The organism is Candidatus Accumulibacter similis, from assembly GCA_013347225.1.
GTDB classification, from domain to species: Bacteria; Pseudomonadota; Gammaproteobacteria; order Burkholderiales; family Rhodocyclaceae; genus Accumulibacter; species Accumulibacter similis.
The window spans coordinates 4034270-4051060 of sequence record CP054595.1 but is presented as its reverse complement, the minus strand read 5'-3'; the positions used below and the strand labels follow the sequence as shown (position 1 = coordinate 4051060).

The 16791-nt window shown below is 66.3% G+C and carries 15 protein-coding genes; 10 read left to right on the top strand and 5 right to left on the bottom strand.

Features of this window, described 5'->3' with window-relative positions; translation table 11 throughout:
- The first annotated feature begins 5 nt into the window (after window positions 1-5).
- From HT579_17865 to ureG, 5 genes are read left to right on the top strand one after another with little or no spacing between them, the layout of a single operon-like run.
- Window positions 6-314 carry an urease subunit beta gene (locus HT579_17865; protein QKS30620.1) on the top strand — a complete coding sequence of 103 codons (309 nt, stop codon included), beginning with the start codon at window positions 6-8 and terminating at the stop codon, window positions 312-314.
- A complete protein-coding gene (gene ureC, locus HT579_17860; GenBank protein ID QKS30619.1) occupies window positions 311-2023 on the top strand; it encodes an urease subunit alpha in 1713 nt (570 codons plus the stop codon). The genes HT579_17865 and ureC overlap by 4 nt, the downstream gene beginning before the upstream one ends.
- 7 nt (window positions 2024-2030) lie before the next feature.
- Window positions 2031-2582: an urease accessory protein UreE gene (gene ureE / locus HT579_17855; GenBank protein QKS30618.1), complete on the top strand. Its 552-nt coding sequence runs from the start codon at window positions 2031-2033 to the stop codon at window positions 2580-2582.
- Window positions 2579-3250 (top strand): urease accessory protein UreF, encoded by a 672-nt coding sequence (locus HT579_17850; GenBank protein ID QKS30617.1) that lies wholly within the window; start codon window positions 2579-2581, stop codon window positions 3248-3250. The genes ureE and HT579_17850 overlap by 4 nt, the downstream gene beginning before the upstream one ends.
- Window positions 3251-3267: 17 nt before the next feature.
- Entirely contained in the window at window positions 3268-3879 is a 612-nt protein-coding gene (gene ureG, locus HT579_17845) for an urease accessory protein UreG (protein QKS30616.1), read from the top strand.
- Between the two features lie 51 nt (window positions 3880-3930).
- On the opposite strand, the gene HT579_17840 is transcribed toward ureG, so the two are convergent.
- Entirely contained in the window at window positions 3931-4440 is a 510-nt protein-coding gene (locus HT579_17840; protein QKS30615.1) for a hypothetical protein, read from the bottom strand.
- Window positions 4441-5537: 1097 nt separating this feature from the next.
- Between HT579_17840 and HT579_17835 the strand changes: the two genes are divergently transcribed.
- From HT579_17835 to HT579_17815, 5 genes are all read left to right on the top strand, one after another.
- Window positions 5538-6386 carry a PEP-CTERM sorting domain-containing protein gene (locus HT579_17835; protein ID QKS30614.1) on the top strand — a complete coding sequence of 283 codons (849 nt, stop codon included), beginning with the start codon at window positions 5538-5540 and terminating at the stop codon, window positions 6384-6386.
- A 279-nt stretch (window positions 6387-6665) separates the two neighbouring features.
- The gene (locus tag HT579_17830; protein ID QKS30613.1) at window positions 6666-8087 is read left to right on the top strand and encodes an undecaprenyl/decaprenyl-phosphate alpha-N-acetylglucosaminyl 1-phosphate transferase; all 1422 of its coding nucleotides are present in this window, start codon (window positions 6666-6668) and stop codon (window positions 8085-8087) included.
- A 5-nt stretch (window positions 8088-8092) separates the two neighbouring features.
- Complete coding sequence (locus HT579_17825; protein ID QKS30612.1) at window positions 8093-8533, top strand: low molecular weight phosphotyrosine protein phosphatase; 441 nt, start codon at window positions 8093-8095, stop codon at window positions 8531-8533.
- Window positions 8534-8828: 295 nt separating this feature from the next.
- On the top strand, window positions 8829-10034 hold the full coding sequence (locus HT579_17820) for a polysaccharide biosynthesis/export family protein (GenBank protein ID QKS30611.1): 1206 nt from the start codon (window positions 8829-8831) through the stop codon (window positions 10032-10034).
- Window positions 10035-10155: 121 nt separating this feature from the next.
- Entirely contained in the window at window positions 10156-12411 is a 2256-nt protein-coding gene (locus HT579_17815) for a polysaccharide biosynthesis tyrosine autokinase (GenBank protein ID QKS30610.1), read from the top strand.
- Window positions 12412-12432: 21 nt separating this feature from the next.
- On the opposite strand, the gene rlmB is transcribed toward HT579_17815, so the two are convergent.
- The 4 genes from rlmB to cysD form a co-directional block, all read right to left on the bottom strand.
- On the bottom strand, window positions 12433-13203 hold the full coding sequence (rlmB, locus tag HT579_17810; protein ID QKS30609.1) for a 23S rRNA (guanosine(2251)-2'-O)-methyltransferase RlmB: 771 nt from the start codon (window positions 13201-13203) through the stop codon (window positions 12433-12435).
- A gap of 132 nt (window positions 13204-13335) precedes the next feature.
- On the bottom strand, window positions 13336-14412 hold the full coding sequence (locus tag HT579_17805) for a hypothetical protein (protein ID QKS30608.1): 1077 nt from the start codon (window positions 14410-14412) through the stop codon (window positions 13336-13338).
- 148 nt (window positions 14413-14560) lie between these two features.
- Window positions 14561-15850, bottom strand: coding sequence for a 50S ribosome-binding GTPase (locus tag HT579_17800; GenBank protein ID QKS30607.1), 1290 nt, complete (start codon window positions 15848-15850; stop codon window positions 14561-14563).
- Window positions 15850-16770 (bottom strand): sulfate adenylyltransferase subunit CysD, encoded by a 921-nt coding sequence (cysD, locus tag HT579_17795; protein ID QKS30606.1) that lies wholly within the window; start codon window positions 16768-16770, stop codon window positions 15850-15852. The genes HT579_17800 and cysD overlap by 1 nt, the downstream gene beginning before the upstream one ends.
- Between the last annotated feature and the right edge of the window lie 21 nt (window positions 16771-16791).

The following is a 16791-nucleotide window of genomic DNA, read 5'->3' as shown; positions in this document are numbered from 1 at the left end:
CCGGCATGATTCCCGGAGAGATGCACATCGAGCCCGGCGAGATCGAGCTCAACGCCGGTCGCGAGACGATCCGGCTGGCCGTTGCCAACACCGGTGACCGACCGATCCAGGTCGGTTCGCACTACCACTTCGCCGAGACCAACGCCGCGCTGCACTTCGATCGCGTCGCCGCGCGCGGCTTCCGGCTCGATATCGCCGCCGGTACGGCGGTGCGTTTCGAGCCGGGGCAGACGCGCAGCGTGCAACTCGTCGCGCTCGCCGGCGAGCGGCGGGTCTACGGTTTCACCGCCGGCGTCATGGGAGCCCTCGAATGAGCGTCCGCATCTCGCGCCAGGCCTATGCCGAAATGTTCGGGCCAACGGTCGGTGACCGCGTCCGCCTCGCCGACACCGAACTGTGGATCGAGGTCGAACAGGATCTCACCGTCCATGGCGACGAGGTCAAGTTCGGCGGTGGCAAGGTGATCCGCGACGGCATGGGCCAGGGCCAGAAGCCGGCGGCGGAAGTCGCCGACACGGTGATCACCAACGCGCTGATCGTCGACCACTGGGGAATCGTCAAGGCCGACATCGCCCTCAAGGACGGCCGCATCGCCGCCATCGGCAAGGCCGGCAACCCGGACATCCAGCCCGGCGTGACGATCAACATCGGTGGCGGCACCGAGATCATCGCCGGCGAAGGGATGATCGTCACCGCCGGCGGCATCGACAGCCACATCCACTTCATCTGCCCGCAGCAGATCGAGGAAGCGCTGATGTCGGGCGTGACGACGATGCTCGGCGGCGGCACCGGGCCCGCCACCGGCACCTATGCGACGACCTGCACGCCGGGACCCTGGCACATCCAGCGCATGCTGCAGGCCGCCGAGGCGTTCCCGATGAACCTCGGCTTCTTCGGCAAGGGCAACGTCTCGCTGCCCGAACCGCTGCGCGAGCAGGTGCGCGCCGGGGCGATCGGCCTCAAGCTGCACGAGGACTGGGGAACGACGCCGGCGGCGATCGACAACTGCCTGTCGGTCGCCGACGAGATGGACGTGCAGGTGGCGATCCACACCGACACGCTCAACGAATCGGGTTTCGTCGAAACGACCCTGGCTGCCTTCAGAGGGCGGACGATCCACACCTTCCATACCGAAGGGGCCGGCGGCGGGCACGCACCGGACATCCTGCGCGCCGTCGGCGAAGCCAACGTCCTGCCGTCGTCGACCAACCCGACGCGGCCGTACACAGTGAATACCGTCGACGAGCACCTCGACATGTTGATGGTCTGTCACCACCTGGACCCGGCAATCGCCGAGGATGTCGCCTTTGCCGAGAGCCGCATCCGGCGCGAGACGATCGCTGCCGAGGACATCCTGCACGACCTCGGGGCGCTGTCGATGATGTCGTCCGACTCGCAGGCGATGGGGCGGGTGGGCGAGGTGATCATCCGCACCTGGCAGACGGCGCACAAGATGAAGCTGCAGCGCGGTCCGCTGCCGACTCCCGGCGCTGGCCCGCAGCGGCACGACAACTTCCGCGTCAAGCGCTACCTGGCCAAGTACACGATCAATCCGGCGATCACGCACGGCATCAGTCATCTCGTCGGCTCGATCGAAGTCGGCAAGCTCGCCGACCTGGTGCTCTGGAAGCCGGCTTTCTTCGGCGTCAAGCCGTCGCTGATCCTCAAGGGCGGCATGATCGCCGCCGCCGCCATGGGCGACGCCAATGCCTCGATCCCGACCCCGCAACCGGTGCACTACCGGTCGATGTTCGGCTCCTTCGGCAATGCGCTGCAGACTTCGGTGATCTTCGTCTCGCAGGCGGCGCTGGCCAGCCCGGCGATCGCCGCGCTGCAGCTGCGCAAGCCGCTGGTCGCGGTGTGCCGGACGCGGGCAATAGGCAAGGCGGACATGGTGCACAACGGCGCGACGCCGAAGATCGAGGTCGATCCGGAGACCTACGCTGTCCGCGCCGACGGCGAGCTGCTGGTGTGCGAGCCGGCGAGCGTGCTGCCGCTGGCGCAGCGCTACTTCCTGTTCTGAGCGGCACATGCTTTTCGCCGAATCCTTTGCTGCCGCCGACGCGCCGGTCAGCGATCATCTGGTGCTGCCCTACGATGCCCGTTGCCGGAGCCGGCAGCGCGTCAGGCTGGTCGGCGGCGAGGAGATGGGCTATGTCCTTCCGGCGGGCACCGTGCTGCGGCATGGCGACCGGCTGCTGGCCGGCGATGGACGGGTCGTCGAGGTCGCCGCGGCGCCCGAAGAGCTGCTCGAAGTTCGTGCCCGTGACAGCTTGCAGTTGACCCGTGCCGCCTATCACCTGGGCAACCGACACGTGCCGGTGCAGCTCGGCGACGGGTTCCTGCGCCTGCAGCCTGACCACGTGCTGGGCGACATGCTGCGGCGTCTGGCCTGTTCCGTCAGCGAGGTGGTCGCGCCGTTCGATCCGGAGGGTGGCGCCTACGGCGCGGCGCACGGCCATGGCGAGGCGCCTGCGCATGGGCACGACTACCGGCCGACCAAAGGTCGGCGGGTGGTCGATGCACACGACCCGGGGCAGGGTCCGCATCGCTCGCCGGCGAAGATCCACGAGTTCAAGTGAGCCTTGCGCTGGCGCGGCTGCTGCAACTGGCCAGCCCGGCGTTGCCGGTCGGGGCCTACACCTATTCGCAGGGTCTCGAGTGGGCGGTCGAGTCGCGGCTGGTGCATGACCAGGCGACTGCCGGGGAGTGGATCGGCGGCTTGCTCGAGGAGGGCATCGGCTGCTTCGAAGCACCGCTGACTGCCTGCCTGCAGCGCGCGTGGATCGCCGCGGACCTGGGCGAGGTGAGGCGTCTGAACGACGAGTTCCTGGCCAGTCGCGAGTCGTCCGAGCTGCGTGCCGAGACGCTGCAGATGGGCTACTCGCTGCGCCGCCTGCTGCGCGACCTGGATGATTTCACCGTGCCGACCGCTCTCGATGCGCTGCCGGAGACGGCTTTTCCGACCGGCTGGGCGCTCGCCGCGGCAGCCTGGCAGATCCCGCTGGCCGACTCGCTGGCGGCCTATCTCTGGTCGTGGTGCGAGAACCAGGTGCTGGCGGCAGTGAAGGCCGTACCCCTCGGCCAGACCGCCGGGCAGCGGGCGCTGCTGCAGCTCGGTGGCCGCATTCCGGTCATCGTGCAACGGGCGCTGCTACTCCCCGAGGCGGAATGGAGCAACTTCGCCCCCGGGCTCGCGCTGGCGTCGAGCCTGCACGAAACGCAGTATTCACGACTCTTTCGCTCATGATGGAAGGCAAACCGCGGATGAACAGACGACCCGCCCTGCGCATCGGCATCGGTGGTCCGGTCGGCTCCGGCAAGACCGCACTCACCCTGGCGCTGTGTCTCGCCCTGCGCGAGAAGCACAGCCTCGGCGTCGTCACCAACGACATCTACACTGCCGAGGACGCGAAGTTCCTGGTGCAGCACGCCGCGTTGCCGCGGGAACGGATTCTCGGCGTCGAGACCGGCGGCTGCCCGCACACCGCGATCCGCGAGGACGCCTCGATCAACCTGGAAGCCGTCGCGCGGCTGACGACCGCGTTTCCGGACATCGAGATCGTCCTGGTCGAGTCGGGGGGCGACAACCTCGCCGCGACCTTCAGCCCCGAACTCTCAGACCTGACGCTCTACGTCATCGACGTCGCCGCCGGCGACAAGATACCGCGCAAGGGTGGTCCGGGGATCACCCGTTCCGACCTGCTGGTGATCAACAAGACCGACCTCGCGCCGCTGGTCGGCGCCTCGCTCGAGGTGATGGCGCGCGACAGCCGCATGATGCGCGGCGAGCGGCCCTTCGTCTTCAGCAACATGAAGACCGGGGAGGGGCTGGTGGAGATCATTGCCTTCATCGAGGAGCGCGGTCTGTTCGGCTGAACGAGCGGTGACTGGCGATCCGTGGTGGCCGCGCGGGACTCCCGCCCGGGATCAGCAAGCGCGGCCATTGGGCAGGCGGGTGAAGCCGAAGCCACCGGCGCGGCCCGGCTGGATACAGATCGTCACGCCGAGCGAGCGCGCGGCGCGGTCGATGTCCGGCGGAAAGGCGGCGAACGGGATCGACCGTTCGACCACCGATCGGATGAACGCAATTTCGTCCTGCTGATCGCCGGCGTTGAGGACGGCGAACGATTTCAGGCTGCCGTTGGGGTTGATCCGGAACTGGACCGCCGCCGACCTCACCCCCCGACTGCGCGGGTCGTTGCGGACGAAGGCGGCACTCCGGTTGAGTCGCTTGACGACACCATCGAGGTAGAGGTCGAGGCTGAACGGGTCGGGGGGCGGGCTGTCGGGCCGACGTTCGAGCATCAGCAGTCCCTGTTCGTCCCGCTGCGCCTGCAGCCGGCCGAGCTCTGCCGCCTGCGCCAGTGAGCGTTGCGCCAGCGACGGCTTGGGAGCCGTCCTCGCTTGCGCTTCCAGTTCGTCGAGGAAACGTTGCATCTCCTGCTTTTCCCTCGCGGTCCAGTGGGGAGCGGCATGGCGTGTGACTGGCCGGGCAGGGGCCGGCACGCTGAGCGGTCGCGGCGGCTTGCTTGCCGGCCGCGCGGTGGCACGCGCTGGCGGCTTGGCCGGCGGCGGCGGGCGCGGCAGGGTGGCCGGCACTGCCGCTGGCGGGATGGACGACAGACGGGCCTCGAAGCGTGTCGAGGCGATCGGTCGTTGCACCGCCTCCTCGTCCGGATGGAAGAGGACGATGGCGTGCAGCAGCAGCGATGCTGCGAATGCACCTGCCAGCGAGCGCGAATTCGGGGTCTGTTCTACGGCAACCTCGTCATCTGCCTGAAAGGCCGCAAGCGAGACGTCGCCAGAAGGCCGCGCCGCGTGGCACGCAGGAGCGAGCGACGAAACATGGCAAGAATGGCCCAGTGGGTGGCCTGCGAGCGGGCGATGCGGCAGGGTGGCCGCGCGGCTGCTTCCGGTGGATCACGGCGTTGACGGCGGCGGCCCGGCCTCCCGGCCTGGGGTGCTCTTCGACCAGGTTCGGTGGTGCCGTGTTCGCCGGGCGTCATCGAAGGCCATGCCGGCAGGATAGCGGGCCTGCCGGTGGTCGTCAATCGGCGGGGGCAAGCTGCGTCGGGTGTGAGCGTTCGGCGGTTGGGGCACACCGCTGGCGCAGACGCGACTTCCGGCAGGCGCCGTCAACTGCCGTGCCCTTGGCGCGGAGCCGCTGCCCGGGAGGGCTGACGACCGTCGCTGCTGCTACACTGGCGCCGTCCCTTCGCGCAGCGTCGGCTGGCTGCAAGCGCTGACGCCTTGCATGAGATCTATCTGATAGCTGCGGGCGTTGGCGGGCCGGGAAGAAGTGTCGGAATTTCTTACAGTACCTCGGTCCGAAAGCAGTGTGAAATTTCTAACACTCTGCTTCAGAAAGGAGTTTTTTTTCGGGCATGAATATTGCTTGGTAAGTTCCAGGTTTTGCTGAGGGGCGGGGGTGGACTTTCACAGCCCCTTGAAGCCAAGACTTGTGAAGCCCACATAAACCCTCATCCACCGGTTTTCTGAGCAGGGGGCTGGTGACCGAAGTGAAGGAGTTAACGATGAGTGTATTTCGTAGCAGGACCAAAATAGCCCTGGCCGTCATGGCGCTGGCGGCGTCGACCGGCGCTTCGGCGGCCCAGGTCGGCATGTCGATCGGTAGCATCACCGGCTCGTACGACGTGTATCTCGGAACGTTCACGAGTGTTCCAAACCCGCCGGCGTGGCCGCTCACCAAGGTGAGCTCGACCCTCGCCAATGCGCAGGCTGCGCTCGACGACGCGAGTGGCAATGCCAACTTCACCGGCGCGGCGAACACCGGTCCGGGCGGTAACGTGGAACTCGGCAAGTTCGGTTCGCCAACCACCATGAACGGCACCGTCGCAGGCAAGCCGATCGAACTCAGGAGCCTGCAATACGGTGACTGGGCAGCCGATGGCAAGGCACTCGGCTACGAGTACGTCGGGGGTTTTGCGGCCGCGTACAACCTTGGCCTCACCCAGGCCCAGCTCAAGGCCTTCGTTGACGTCCTGGTGCCGGACGTCGCGACCCAGCCAGCCGGCTGGCAGCGCTTGAGCGATCCGAACATCTCGTACGTCTACATCGACGGGCATCAGGTGAATATCGGGCTCGCCGGCTTCATTGACGTCGAGCAACTCCTGGAGGCAGCACTCGGAACGCAGTTGCCCCCCAGCACGACGCCCTATCAGGCGAGCGAGGTCGTCCATGTTTGTCTGGGCAGCGTGTGCGACTACCTCTACAGCTTCGTTGGCACGGCGAGCGGCGTCGTTGCTCCTGCCCGTTTCCCCTATACGGCGAACTACAACGTGACGATCCCCGAACCCGAGTCGCTGGCGCTGCTGGGCCTTGGCTTGGTCGGCCTGTTCGTCGGTCGCCGTCGCCGCGCCTGACGCGCGCTGCGAGAGAGCTTCACGGCGCGCAAGCGCCGCTTGGGGGTGTGCCCGCAGAGCCCGAAAGGGCTCTGCGCGCGATGAGTCCCGGGGAGTGGGACAGTCGGCCATGGGGCAGGGTCTGAAGCCTTGAACTGCTCACCGCGGAGGTGGCCTTTGGAATACGCTGCACTGTTTGGACTCTGTGCCGTCTTGTCGGGCGTGGTGGTACGTTTCAGCATTGCGCTCGCTGGCCGGTTCGGGGCGATGGATCGTCCCGGCGGCCACAAGCAGCATGCGGTGAGCACGCCGTTCGTAGGCGGCTTCGGCCTCATCGCTGTGCTCGCGCTTGCGTTCACTCTCCGCGACTTTCTTCCCGGCGGCACGACGCCGGTTTCCCTGCAGGCCTTGCTGGCCGGGGCGCTGGGCATGTTCCTGACGGGCCTGGCGGATGATCTCTGGCACCTGGGTTTCAAGATCAGGTTTGCCATGCAGGCCCTCGTCGCGCTGTCGATGGTGTTCATCGGCGGCGTGGAGGTGGCTTCGCTCGGCGAACTGCTGCCGGGAATTGAAGTCGATCTCGGTTGGCTCGTCGTGCCGATCACCGTCTTCGCGACCGTCGGTCTGATCAATGCGGTCAACATGATCGACGGGATCGACGGGCTGTCGGGTTCGGTGAGTCTCGTCAGCCTGGCGTTCATTGCCGTCGTCGCCCAAGGTGGCGGCAATTCTGCCTACCTTCTGGTGGCGGTGGCCTTGATGGGTGGAGTCGTGGGCTTTCTGGTCTACAACCTGCGCTACCCGGGAAATGCGCGCGCGCGCGTCTTTCTCGGCGACAACGGCAGCATGCTCCTCGGTTTTGTCTTTGCCTGGCTGCTGATTGCCCTGTCGCAGGGTGGCGAGGAGGCGGTGATGGCTCCCGTCACTGCCCTTTGGCTGTTCGCCTTGCCCCTGATGGACACCGTCGGCGTCATGCTGCGGCGCATCTGGCTTGGCAAGTCGCCTTTCCGGGCCGACCGCCACCATCTGCATCACCTCCTGGTCCGGGCAGGATTCCGCGTCTGCGATGTCGTTGCCGTGGCAGTGCTGATGCAGTTCGTCTTTGCACTGGTCGGTGTCGTGGGCCTGTGGCTACGGGTTCCCGAGTACCTGATGTTCTGGTTGTTCCTCGGCGTCTTCGCGGTCTACTTCCTGGTCATCGCGCGGCCGTGGCGGCTGGTTCCGTGGCTGCAGTGGCTGAATCGGCGGCTCGGCCTGCCGTCGGCGCAGGTGCGTGGCATCTTCGTCGGCTACGTGCGCCGGGATGCGTGCCCGCAGTTGCTGGGCCTCATCGCGCAGGGGCTCAGCGGCCGCTACGACTACCAGTTGAGCGTCTTCGAAAGCGACAGGGAGGATGCGCAAGGCCGCACGGTGTACTGCATGGTGCACGTGCCGACCATGGGCGACGAGCATCTGATTGGCGCTGTCCGGCGGGATCTGGTGCAGATGCGCCGGCGGCTGGCCAGCAAGCATGGGCTCGACATTCGCCTGCTGCTGTCGCGCGATGACGACAGCGGGTTGCAGTCGGTCTTCGACACGGCCACAACCGCCGGCAGGCGGAGCGGCGGGGACGAACGTCGACACTTGCGGAGCACGCTGATCTACTCGATCGAACGAGGGCGGCACAGCGTTCGCAGCGACCATGGCGGCTTTGAACTCAGCCTGCCCCCTCCGTGCAGGTAGGCATCATGTTCAGTCGCATCCTCACCGTGTGCACCGGCAACATCTGCCGCAGCCCGGCCGCGGAGTACCTCCTGCGGCAGCGGGTGGCAGGCTCCGGACGCCGGATCGAAGCACGCTCGGCCGGGATTGGCGCACTCGTCAATCATCCGGCCGAAGAAGCCACGCGTGAGCTGATGAGTGCGCGTGGCGTCGATCTCAGCAGTCACCGGGCGAGTCAACTGACTCCGGAGCGTTTGCGCTGGGCGGAGTTGGTCCTGGTGATGGAGAAGCACCATCGCGATGCCGTTGTGGCGATGGACCCGACCGCTCGCGGCAAGACCTTTCTCATCGGGCACTGGACACGGACGGAAATTCCCGACCCCTACAGGCGTGGCGACGAGGCACATGCCGAGGCGCTGCAACTGATCGAGGAGGCGCTGGATCCCTGGGTCAGCAAGCTCTCCTGAACAGTCGATCGGCTGGCCGGTCTTTCGTGCGGCGGCGTGAGATTTCGCACCGGGCGGCGCCTTGCGGCGGACTATCCTTTCATCGTGGCTGGCCACCGCTTCGACCTGCCTGTGAACGTCGATGACGGTGCAGCTCGGATGGGTTGCCGACCTGAACTCCCGACGTGTCGACCCACAGGACGCGCAGTCCCTGCTACAGTCTTTGCGCGATGCGCCGGCTGACGGTACACTGCACCGCTTCGCCAGCAGCGGGTCGGCCGAGACGGCGAAGAGGCAATCAAATGAGGATATTGGCATGAACCTGTTGCGACATCGGTGGCCAGCCTGGCGCGGAGTGCTGCTGTGCCTCATTCTGGGCACGCTGACGGGGTGCACGATCATCCCAGGCAACCAGAGTTACGCCAGCCGCGAGGAGTCCGACGTCAGGCTGCCGGTGCAACAGGGCGACCAACTGCAGCCGGCGAACGTCCGGATCCGGCCGATCACTGCCGAGCTGATCATCGATCTCTTCAAGTCGGCGTTGCCGCCAGTCGGTGACGGCACCAGTTCGGCACAGGCGGCGACGGCGAACGATCCTCGCTACCGCGGCAAGGAGCCCGGCGCGGTGCCCAATTACCGCCTGGGACCGGGCGACATCATTTCGATCATCGTCTGGGACCATCCCGAACTGACGATCCCGGCCGGCAGTTTCCGGACGGCCGAGCAGGCCGGTACCGTCATCGCCGAGGATGGCACGATCTTCTACCCCTACATCGGCGTGGTCAAGGCGGCCGGCAGGACGACCAGCGAGTTGCGCGAGGTTCTGTCGACGCGACTGGCGAAGTTCATCGAGCGCGTGCAACTCGACGTGCGCATGGTGGCTTTCCGCAGCCAGCAGGTCTATGTCGTCGGCGAGGTGGCGAAGCCGGGAATCCAGCCCGTCAACGATGTGCCGATGACGGTTCTCGATGCGGTCAACCGTGCCGGCGGCTTCACTCCGGAAGCCGACTTCAGCCGCGTTCTGCTGACCCGCCGCGGGACGACCTACCTGGTCGACGTCCAGTCGATGTACGACTACGGTCGTACCGAGAGCAATCCTCTGCTCGAGCACGGCGACATCGTCAACGTCTCCGACCGCAGCTACAACAAGATCTTCGTCCTTGGCGAGATCGCCAGGCCCGGTTCGCTGGTGATGAACAAGAAGCGCTCGACGCTGGCGGAAGCCCTCAGCGATGCCGGCTACATTAATCAGGCGACTTCCGATCCGCGCTGGATCTACGTCATGCGCGGCAACAGCAAGGATTCGCCGGAGTTGTTTCACCTCGACGCGCGCCTGCCGGACGCGATGCTGCTGGCCGATCGTTTCCCTTTGCGACCGCGTGACATCATCTATGTCGACGCGGCTCCGGTCGTTCGCTGGCAGCGCGTGATTGCCAACATCCTGCCGACGGCGACGATGCTCAACCAAACCAGCCAGACGCAATGGCCGCTCTTCGGGGCGAGGCAGACGCCCTTCAACTGAGTTCGCGCTGGTGAGCGCCGCGACCGACCAGGCTGGTAGGCGTGGATGATCCAGGTGCATTGGTGCGTGCCCCTTATGGCAATCAGGCCTGGCAACGGGCACGAGAACATTCGGACAAGACATGGAACATGATCAGCTGAGACCCCCTTACACTGCTTCCGGGTCACCCGGGATGAGCGCCGGTGGGATCCAGCAGTCGCAAGTGGCGTCGCTTGAGGAAGAGCAGGGTCTGGCACTCGGCGAGATCATTGCCGTTCTGATCGATTATCGCTGGCTGATCGCCGCGACCTGCCTGTTCGCCGTCCTCGTTGGACTCGCCTGGGTTCTCGTCGCCAGTCCGACCTATCGGGCAGATGGCTTGCTGCAGATCGAAGAGAAGAAAGGTGCGGACGGCGTGCTCAAGGCGCTGGAGCCGCTGCTCGGCGACACGACGACAGCGCCGGCAGAAGTGGAGATCCTCAGTTCACGGATGGTCCTCGGTCGGGTGGTGTCGAAACTCAGACTGGACATCCTTGCCCGACCGCAGACTTTTCCCCTGATTGGCAGTGCGATTGCGCGTCGCTACGAGGGCGATCAGCCGAGTTCGGCATGGCTCGGCCTGTCCGGATATGCCTGGGGAGGCGAGCGCATTCAGGTCGACTCGTTTGATGTTCCGCAGCAGGCGCTCGACAAGGAGCACACCCTGGTTGCTGGTGTTGGGGGCAGCTTCGAGATCTTCGACGACGACGATCAACTGGTGCTGTCGGGGAAGGCCGGAACACGAGCGAGCAACAATGGCTACTCGATCTTCATCGCACAGCTGCAGGCACGGCCGGATACGCGGTTCACGCTTGCGAGACTTTCTGCCGAGACCGCCATCGAGAACCTCCGCAAGTTCTATTCGGTCAAGGAGCGAGGCAAGAAGACGGGCGTTCTGGAACTGAGCCTGGTTGGCAAGCGCGCGGACGAGATCGTCCTGGTCCTCGACGACATCATGAACACCTACGTCCGCCAGAACGTCGAGCGCCGCTCGGCGGAAGCCGAGAAGACGCTGAAGTTCCTCGAGACGCAGCTGCCGGCGCTGAAGACCCAGGTCGACAGCGCCGAAGGCGCGTACAACAGCTATCGCCAGAGCCGCGGCTCGCTCGACCTCAGCCTCGAGACGCAGGGCATCCTGAAATCGCTGGTCGAGGTCGAGAACGCCGCCGTTCTTCTGAAGCAGGAGCGCGACGAGTTGCGGCAGCATTTCACTCCCGAACATCCGCGCATCCAGGCGGTGGATAGCAAGCTGGCGCGCCTCAACGAACGCCGCAAGCAGTTTGACGCGGATGTCTCACGCCTTCCGGACACGCAACAGACGGTGCTGCGCCTGGCGCGCGACGTCGAGGTCTCGAACCGGCTGTATACGGAGTTGCTGAACACCGCGCAGCAGTTGCGCGTGTCGAAGGCCGGGACCGTCGGTGACGTGCGCGTCATCGACACGGCGGCAGTGGGTCGCGAGCCGGTCGGCGCCAAACCGGTCGCCATTCTCGGCATCGCCCTGCTGCTCGGCATGCTGGCGAGTCTGGTCGTGATCTGGGTCTTGCGCTCGCTGCGCGTGGTGGTCGAGGATCCGGAGGTCATCGAGTCGCAACTCGGTCTGCCGGTCTATGCCACGGTGCCGCACAGCAAGCTCGAGGTCGACCTGCATCGCAGGGCGCAGGCAGGTGGTGCCGGTGAGCTGCTGGCGGTGGCCCATCCGCAGGAAGACGCGGTCGAGAGCCTGCGCGGGTTGCGGACGACCCTGCATTTCGCTTTGCTCGATGCGCAGGGCAACTCGCTGCTGATCACCGGCCCCAGCCCGGGGCTCGGCAAGAGTTTCATTTCGAAGAACCTCGGTGCCGTCCTGGCACAGGTGGACAGGCGCGTCGTCATCGTCGACGCCGACCTGCGCCGTGGACACCTGCACAAGGAGTTCGGCATCGAGCGTGCGGTCGGGATTTCCGAGTACGTTGCCGGACAGGCTTCGCTCGACGACGTGCTCAAGAGCACCGCCGTCACCGGGCTGACCGTCGTCACCACCGGACAAATCCCGCCCAATCCGTCCGAGTTGCTGATGCACCCGCGCTTCGAGAAGCTGCTCGGCGAGCTGGCGGCGAAATTCGACACCGTCATCGTCGATGCGCCGCCGGTACTCGCAGTCTCGGACGCGGCGATCATCGGCCGCCACGTCGGGGCGACGCTGATGATCGCGCGCGCTGGCAAGCACCCGATTCGCGAGCTTGAGCAGGCGGTGAAACGACTCAGCCAGGCTGGCGTGCAGGTGAAGGGATTCGTGTTCAACGACCTCAACGTCAGCCGCCAGAGCTACCGTTACGGCTACAAGGGCTACGTCTACCGCTACTCTTACCGGACCTGACGCCTTGCCGGCGCGCTGGCTTCAAGCGGCCGGGTCGGTCCCGCTTCCGACCGCCTCGCGGGCACGCCGCCGCGCCTCGTAAAGGCAGATGCCGGTGGCGACCGAGACGTTCAGGCTGGCGACCGACCCGAACATCGGAATGCTGACCAGCTGGTCGCAGGTCTCGCGCGTCAGGCGGCGCAAGCCTTGCCCCTCGGCACCGAGGACCCAGGCGCAGGAGATGGGCCAGCTGGCGCTGTACAGATCCTGCGGCGCTTCGGCATCGGCACCGACGACCCAGATTCCACGTTCCTTGATTTCGCGCAGGCTGCGGGCGAGGTTGGTGACGGTGATGTAGGGTACCGTCTCGGCCGCACCACTGGCCACCTTGACGGCCGTCTGGGTCAGCCCGACGGCGCGGTCCTTGGGCGCGATCACCGCGTGCGCGCCGACGGCATCGGCAACCCGCAGGCAGGCACCGAGATTGTGCGGATCCTGGACGCCGTCGAGGACCAGCAGGAAGGCGGGTTCGTCGAGCGGATCGAGGACATCGTCCAGGGCCAGGTGGCGCTGCGTGGCATCGACGATGGCGATCACCCCCTGATGGCGGGTGCCGGGCGCCATCGCCTCGAGGCGGGCAGCGGCGACCGGCAGCAGGCGAATCCCGGCGAACTCGGCGTGCTTGCGCAGATCGCGGAAGCGGGCATCGTCGCGCGCCGCGTCGACGTGCAGCTCGCGGACCGCGCCGGCATCATGACGCAATTTGGCGAGGACCGCGTGGAAACCGAAGATCAGGCGTGTGGAGGAGGGCATCGGCGTGACTGGCAGGAGTAGCGGGGGGGCGTGCCGCGAACGGCCCGAACGGCGTTCTGGCGAGCGGCGACGCCGCTGCCGGGCGACGACCGGCGGCGGCCACGGTGGCGGGGCGAAGGCACCCGACCGCGTTCAGTCGCCAACGCTGATCGCCTCGAGTGCCCTCGAGCGCCAGTCGAGAACGGCCGTGCGGATGCTCATCTGCTCGCCGAGGCGGGGAAACTCGGCGCGGATGACACTCGCGGCAAAGTTCGACAGGAAGCGCGACTTCAGCTCGGCACGCGCGCGATCGACCCCGAGTTCGTCGTAGGGTACCGAGGCGAGGAGCAGGAAGCCATCGTCCGGAATGCGGCCCGCCTGCATGTTGGCCTCGATGATTCCCGCCGCCTTGCGGATCGGCACGTCGAGGTTCGGACTGTAGGGGCCGATGATCAGCGCCACGTTGGGGGTATGCAGGAAGTCGAAGCCGCGCCCGAGGCAGATCATCCATTCACGATGCTCGATGTCGAGCAGGCGCTCGTTGCGACGAATCTGCGCGCGAACGTTTTCGATGTGTTCGAGATTGCCATGCAGCAGCGGCAGAAGGTCGGCGCGCATGCGCGCCGGCATGTCCGGCAGCAGGGCGGCGAGGCGGAGTTCGAGCGTCGCCCGGTCGGCCGAGGTCATGGTCGCGAGATCGAGCCGGTCGCCCGCCGTGCCGTGGATCACCAGTGCGTCCTCGTCGGTCTCGAACCCGCAGACCAGCGGATAGACGGTGCTGTGATCGGTGCCGAAGATGTGCTCGACCTGGCGGCGGATCTCGTAGGTATGGGCGATCGCCGCGTCGGTATCGTACTGGAATCCGGCACAACCGCGGCGCGGATCGCCCTGCGAATAATGGTAGGTGACGAGGAAGACGACGTTGCGGCCGGCGCTGACGACGCGCTGCACGTGATGCGCCAGGACCTCGCCGAGGTGCGGCCAGCCGAGGTCGAAGATGCCGCCGAGGTTGCGGAAGGGCATCAGCAGACCGACCGGCGTGTTCGTCGCGACGGGGATGTTGATGCGCCCGTCCATGCACTTGAGGACGGCGATCGCCGTCGGGTGCTCGGCGAGGTAGCGTTCACGTGCCAGCCATGCTTCCGGACTGCGAAAGATCGCGCTGTGGCGGTCGGCGAGGCCGAACAGCCAGTCGATTCGTTCCTCGATGGGCTTGCCGTGGATGTCCATGGCCAAAGGAACCTCCCGCCTGAAAACCCGGCCTGCCAGTGGCCGGCTGCTGGCTGCCGCCGGATGCGGTCGCCTCGCCGCCAGTATCCACGTGGCCGCCCTTCAGGTCAAACGCGGCGACGCCGCAACCGTCAGCGCAGCCCGGAACTCACAGGATCATGCCGGCCGCGACGGTGTTGTTCGTCGATTCGTCGATGATGATGAAGGCACCGGTGCCGCGGCTCTCGGCGTACGGGTCGGCGAAGATCGGCTGCGCCAGCCGGAAGCTGACGCGGGCAATGTCGTTCATCAGCAGTCGCTCGGCAGGCTGCTGCTGCATGCTGTTGATGTCGACGCGGAAGGAGATGGCGGCGAGCATCGCCTTGCTGTCGCGCGTCGTGTGCCGCAAGAGGTACTTGCGGCGGGGGTCGAGCGGCGACTCCGACAGCCAGCACAGCATGGCATCGATGTTCCTGCCAACCTGCGGCAGTTCTCCGCTGCGGACGATCATGTCGCCGCGCGAGATGTCGATCTCGTCCTCGAGCAGGATGCTGACCGATTGCTCGGCAACCGCGCGCGGCAGCGATTCGCCGAGCACCTGGATGTCGCGGACGCGGCTCTCGAGACCAGAGGGCAGGACCGTCACCCGATCGCCGACATGCACCTCGCCGGACTCGACGCGGCCCATGAAGCCGCGATAATCGTGCAGTTCCGGGTTCGCCGAGTCCTGCGGGCGGCAGACGTACTGCACCGGAAAGCGGAATTTCTCGTCGTGTTCGCTGTGGATTGCCGGCGCGCCCTCGAGCATCGCGAACAGCGTCGGCCCGTCATACCATGGCAGGCGCTCGCCGCGCTCGACGATCATGTCGCCGTGCAGTGCCGACAGCGGGATGAAGCGCACGTCGGCGATGCCGAGCCCCTTGGCGAAGTCGAGATAGTCGCTGCGGATGCGGTCGAACGTTGCCTGCGCGTAGTCGACCAGATCCATCTTGTTCACCGCGACGACGATGTGCGGGATGCCGAGCAGGTGGGCGACGTACGAATGGCGGCGGGTCTGCGTCAGGACGCCCTTGCGCGCGTCGATGAGGATGATCGCCAGGTCGGCCGTGGATGCCGCGGTCACCATGTTGCGCGTGTACTGCTCGTGGCCCGGCGCGTCGGCGATGATGTACTTGCGTGTGCCGGTGGTGAAGTAGCGGTAGGCGACGTCGATCGTGATTCCCTGTTCGCGTTCGGCCTGCAGGCCATCGGTGAGCAGCGACAGGTCGACGATGTCGAGGCCACGGCGGGCCGAACTGCGCTGGATGGCGTGCAGGGTATCGGCGAGGATCGTCTTGCTGTCGTAGAGCAGGCGGCCGATCAGCGTGCTCTTGCCGTCGTCGACGCTGCCGCAGGTGAGGAAGCGCAGCAGGCCATTGTCGGGAATGTCCCCGGCGGGGAGTTTCTCGATCGCTGACATCAGAAATAACCCTCTTTCTTGCGTTGCTCCATCGATGCTTCCGAGGTCTGGTCGTCGAGGCGCGTCGCGCCGCGCTCGGTGATCGTCGTCACCGCCGTCTCGGCGATGATGCTGGCGACGTCCGCTGCGTCCGACTCGACCGGCGCCGTGCAGGTGATGTCGCCAACGGTGCGGAAGCGGACCTGCAGCGTCTCGACCGCTTCGCCGGGGCGTGCCGGCGTCACTTCGGTCACGGGCAGGAGGCCGCCGCCGCGACGAACGATCGGTCGCTGGTGGGCAAAGTAGATCGACGGCAACGCCAGCCTCTCGCGCTCGATGTACTGCCAGACGTCGATCTCGGTCCAGTTGGAGATCGGGAAGACGCGGATGTTCTCGCCCTTGAAGCTGCGCGCGTTGTACAGGTCCCACAGTTCCGGGCGCTGGTTCTTCGGATCCCACTGGCCGAACTCGTCGCGGAACGAGAAGATGCGCTCCTTCGCCCGCGCCTTTTCCTCGTCGCGGCGGGCGCCGCCGATGCAGGCGTCGAAGCCGAACTCCTCGATGGCTTCGAGGAGGGTCACCGACTGGTGCTTGTTGCGCGGTTCGTCGGCCGACTTGAGAACGACGGTGCCGCGTGCCATCGAATCCTCGACCGAACGAACGATCAGGCGCTCGCCGAGTTCGGCTGCGCGACGGTCGCGGAAATCGGTGACCTCGCGATAGTTGTGGCCGGTATCGATGTGCAGCAGCGGAAAGGGAAAGCGGCCTGGGCGGAAGGCTTTCTCGGCGACGCGCAGCATGCAGATCGAATCCTTGCCGCCGGAGAAGAGGAGGACCGGGTTGCTGCACTGGCCGGCGACCTCGCGCATGATGTGGATGGCCTCCGACTCGAGCCAGTCGAGGTGCGAGAGGGTGACTCTGGCGAGCTTTGCAGTACTCATTGCTGATCTGTTCCTGCCTGT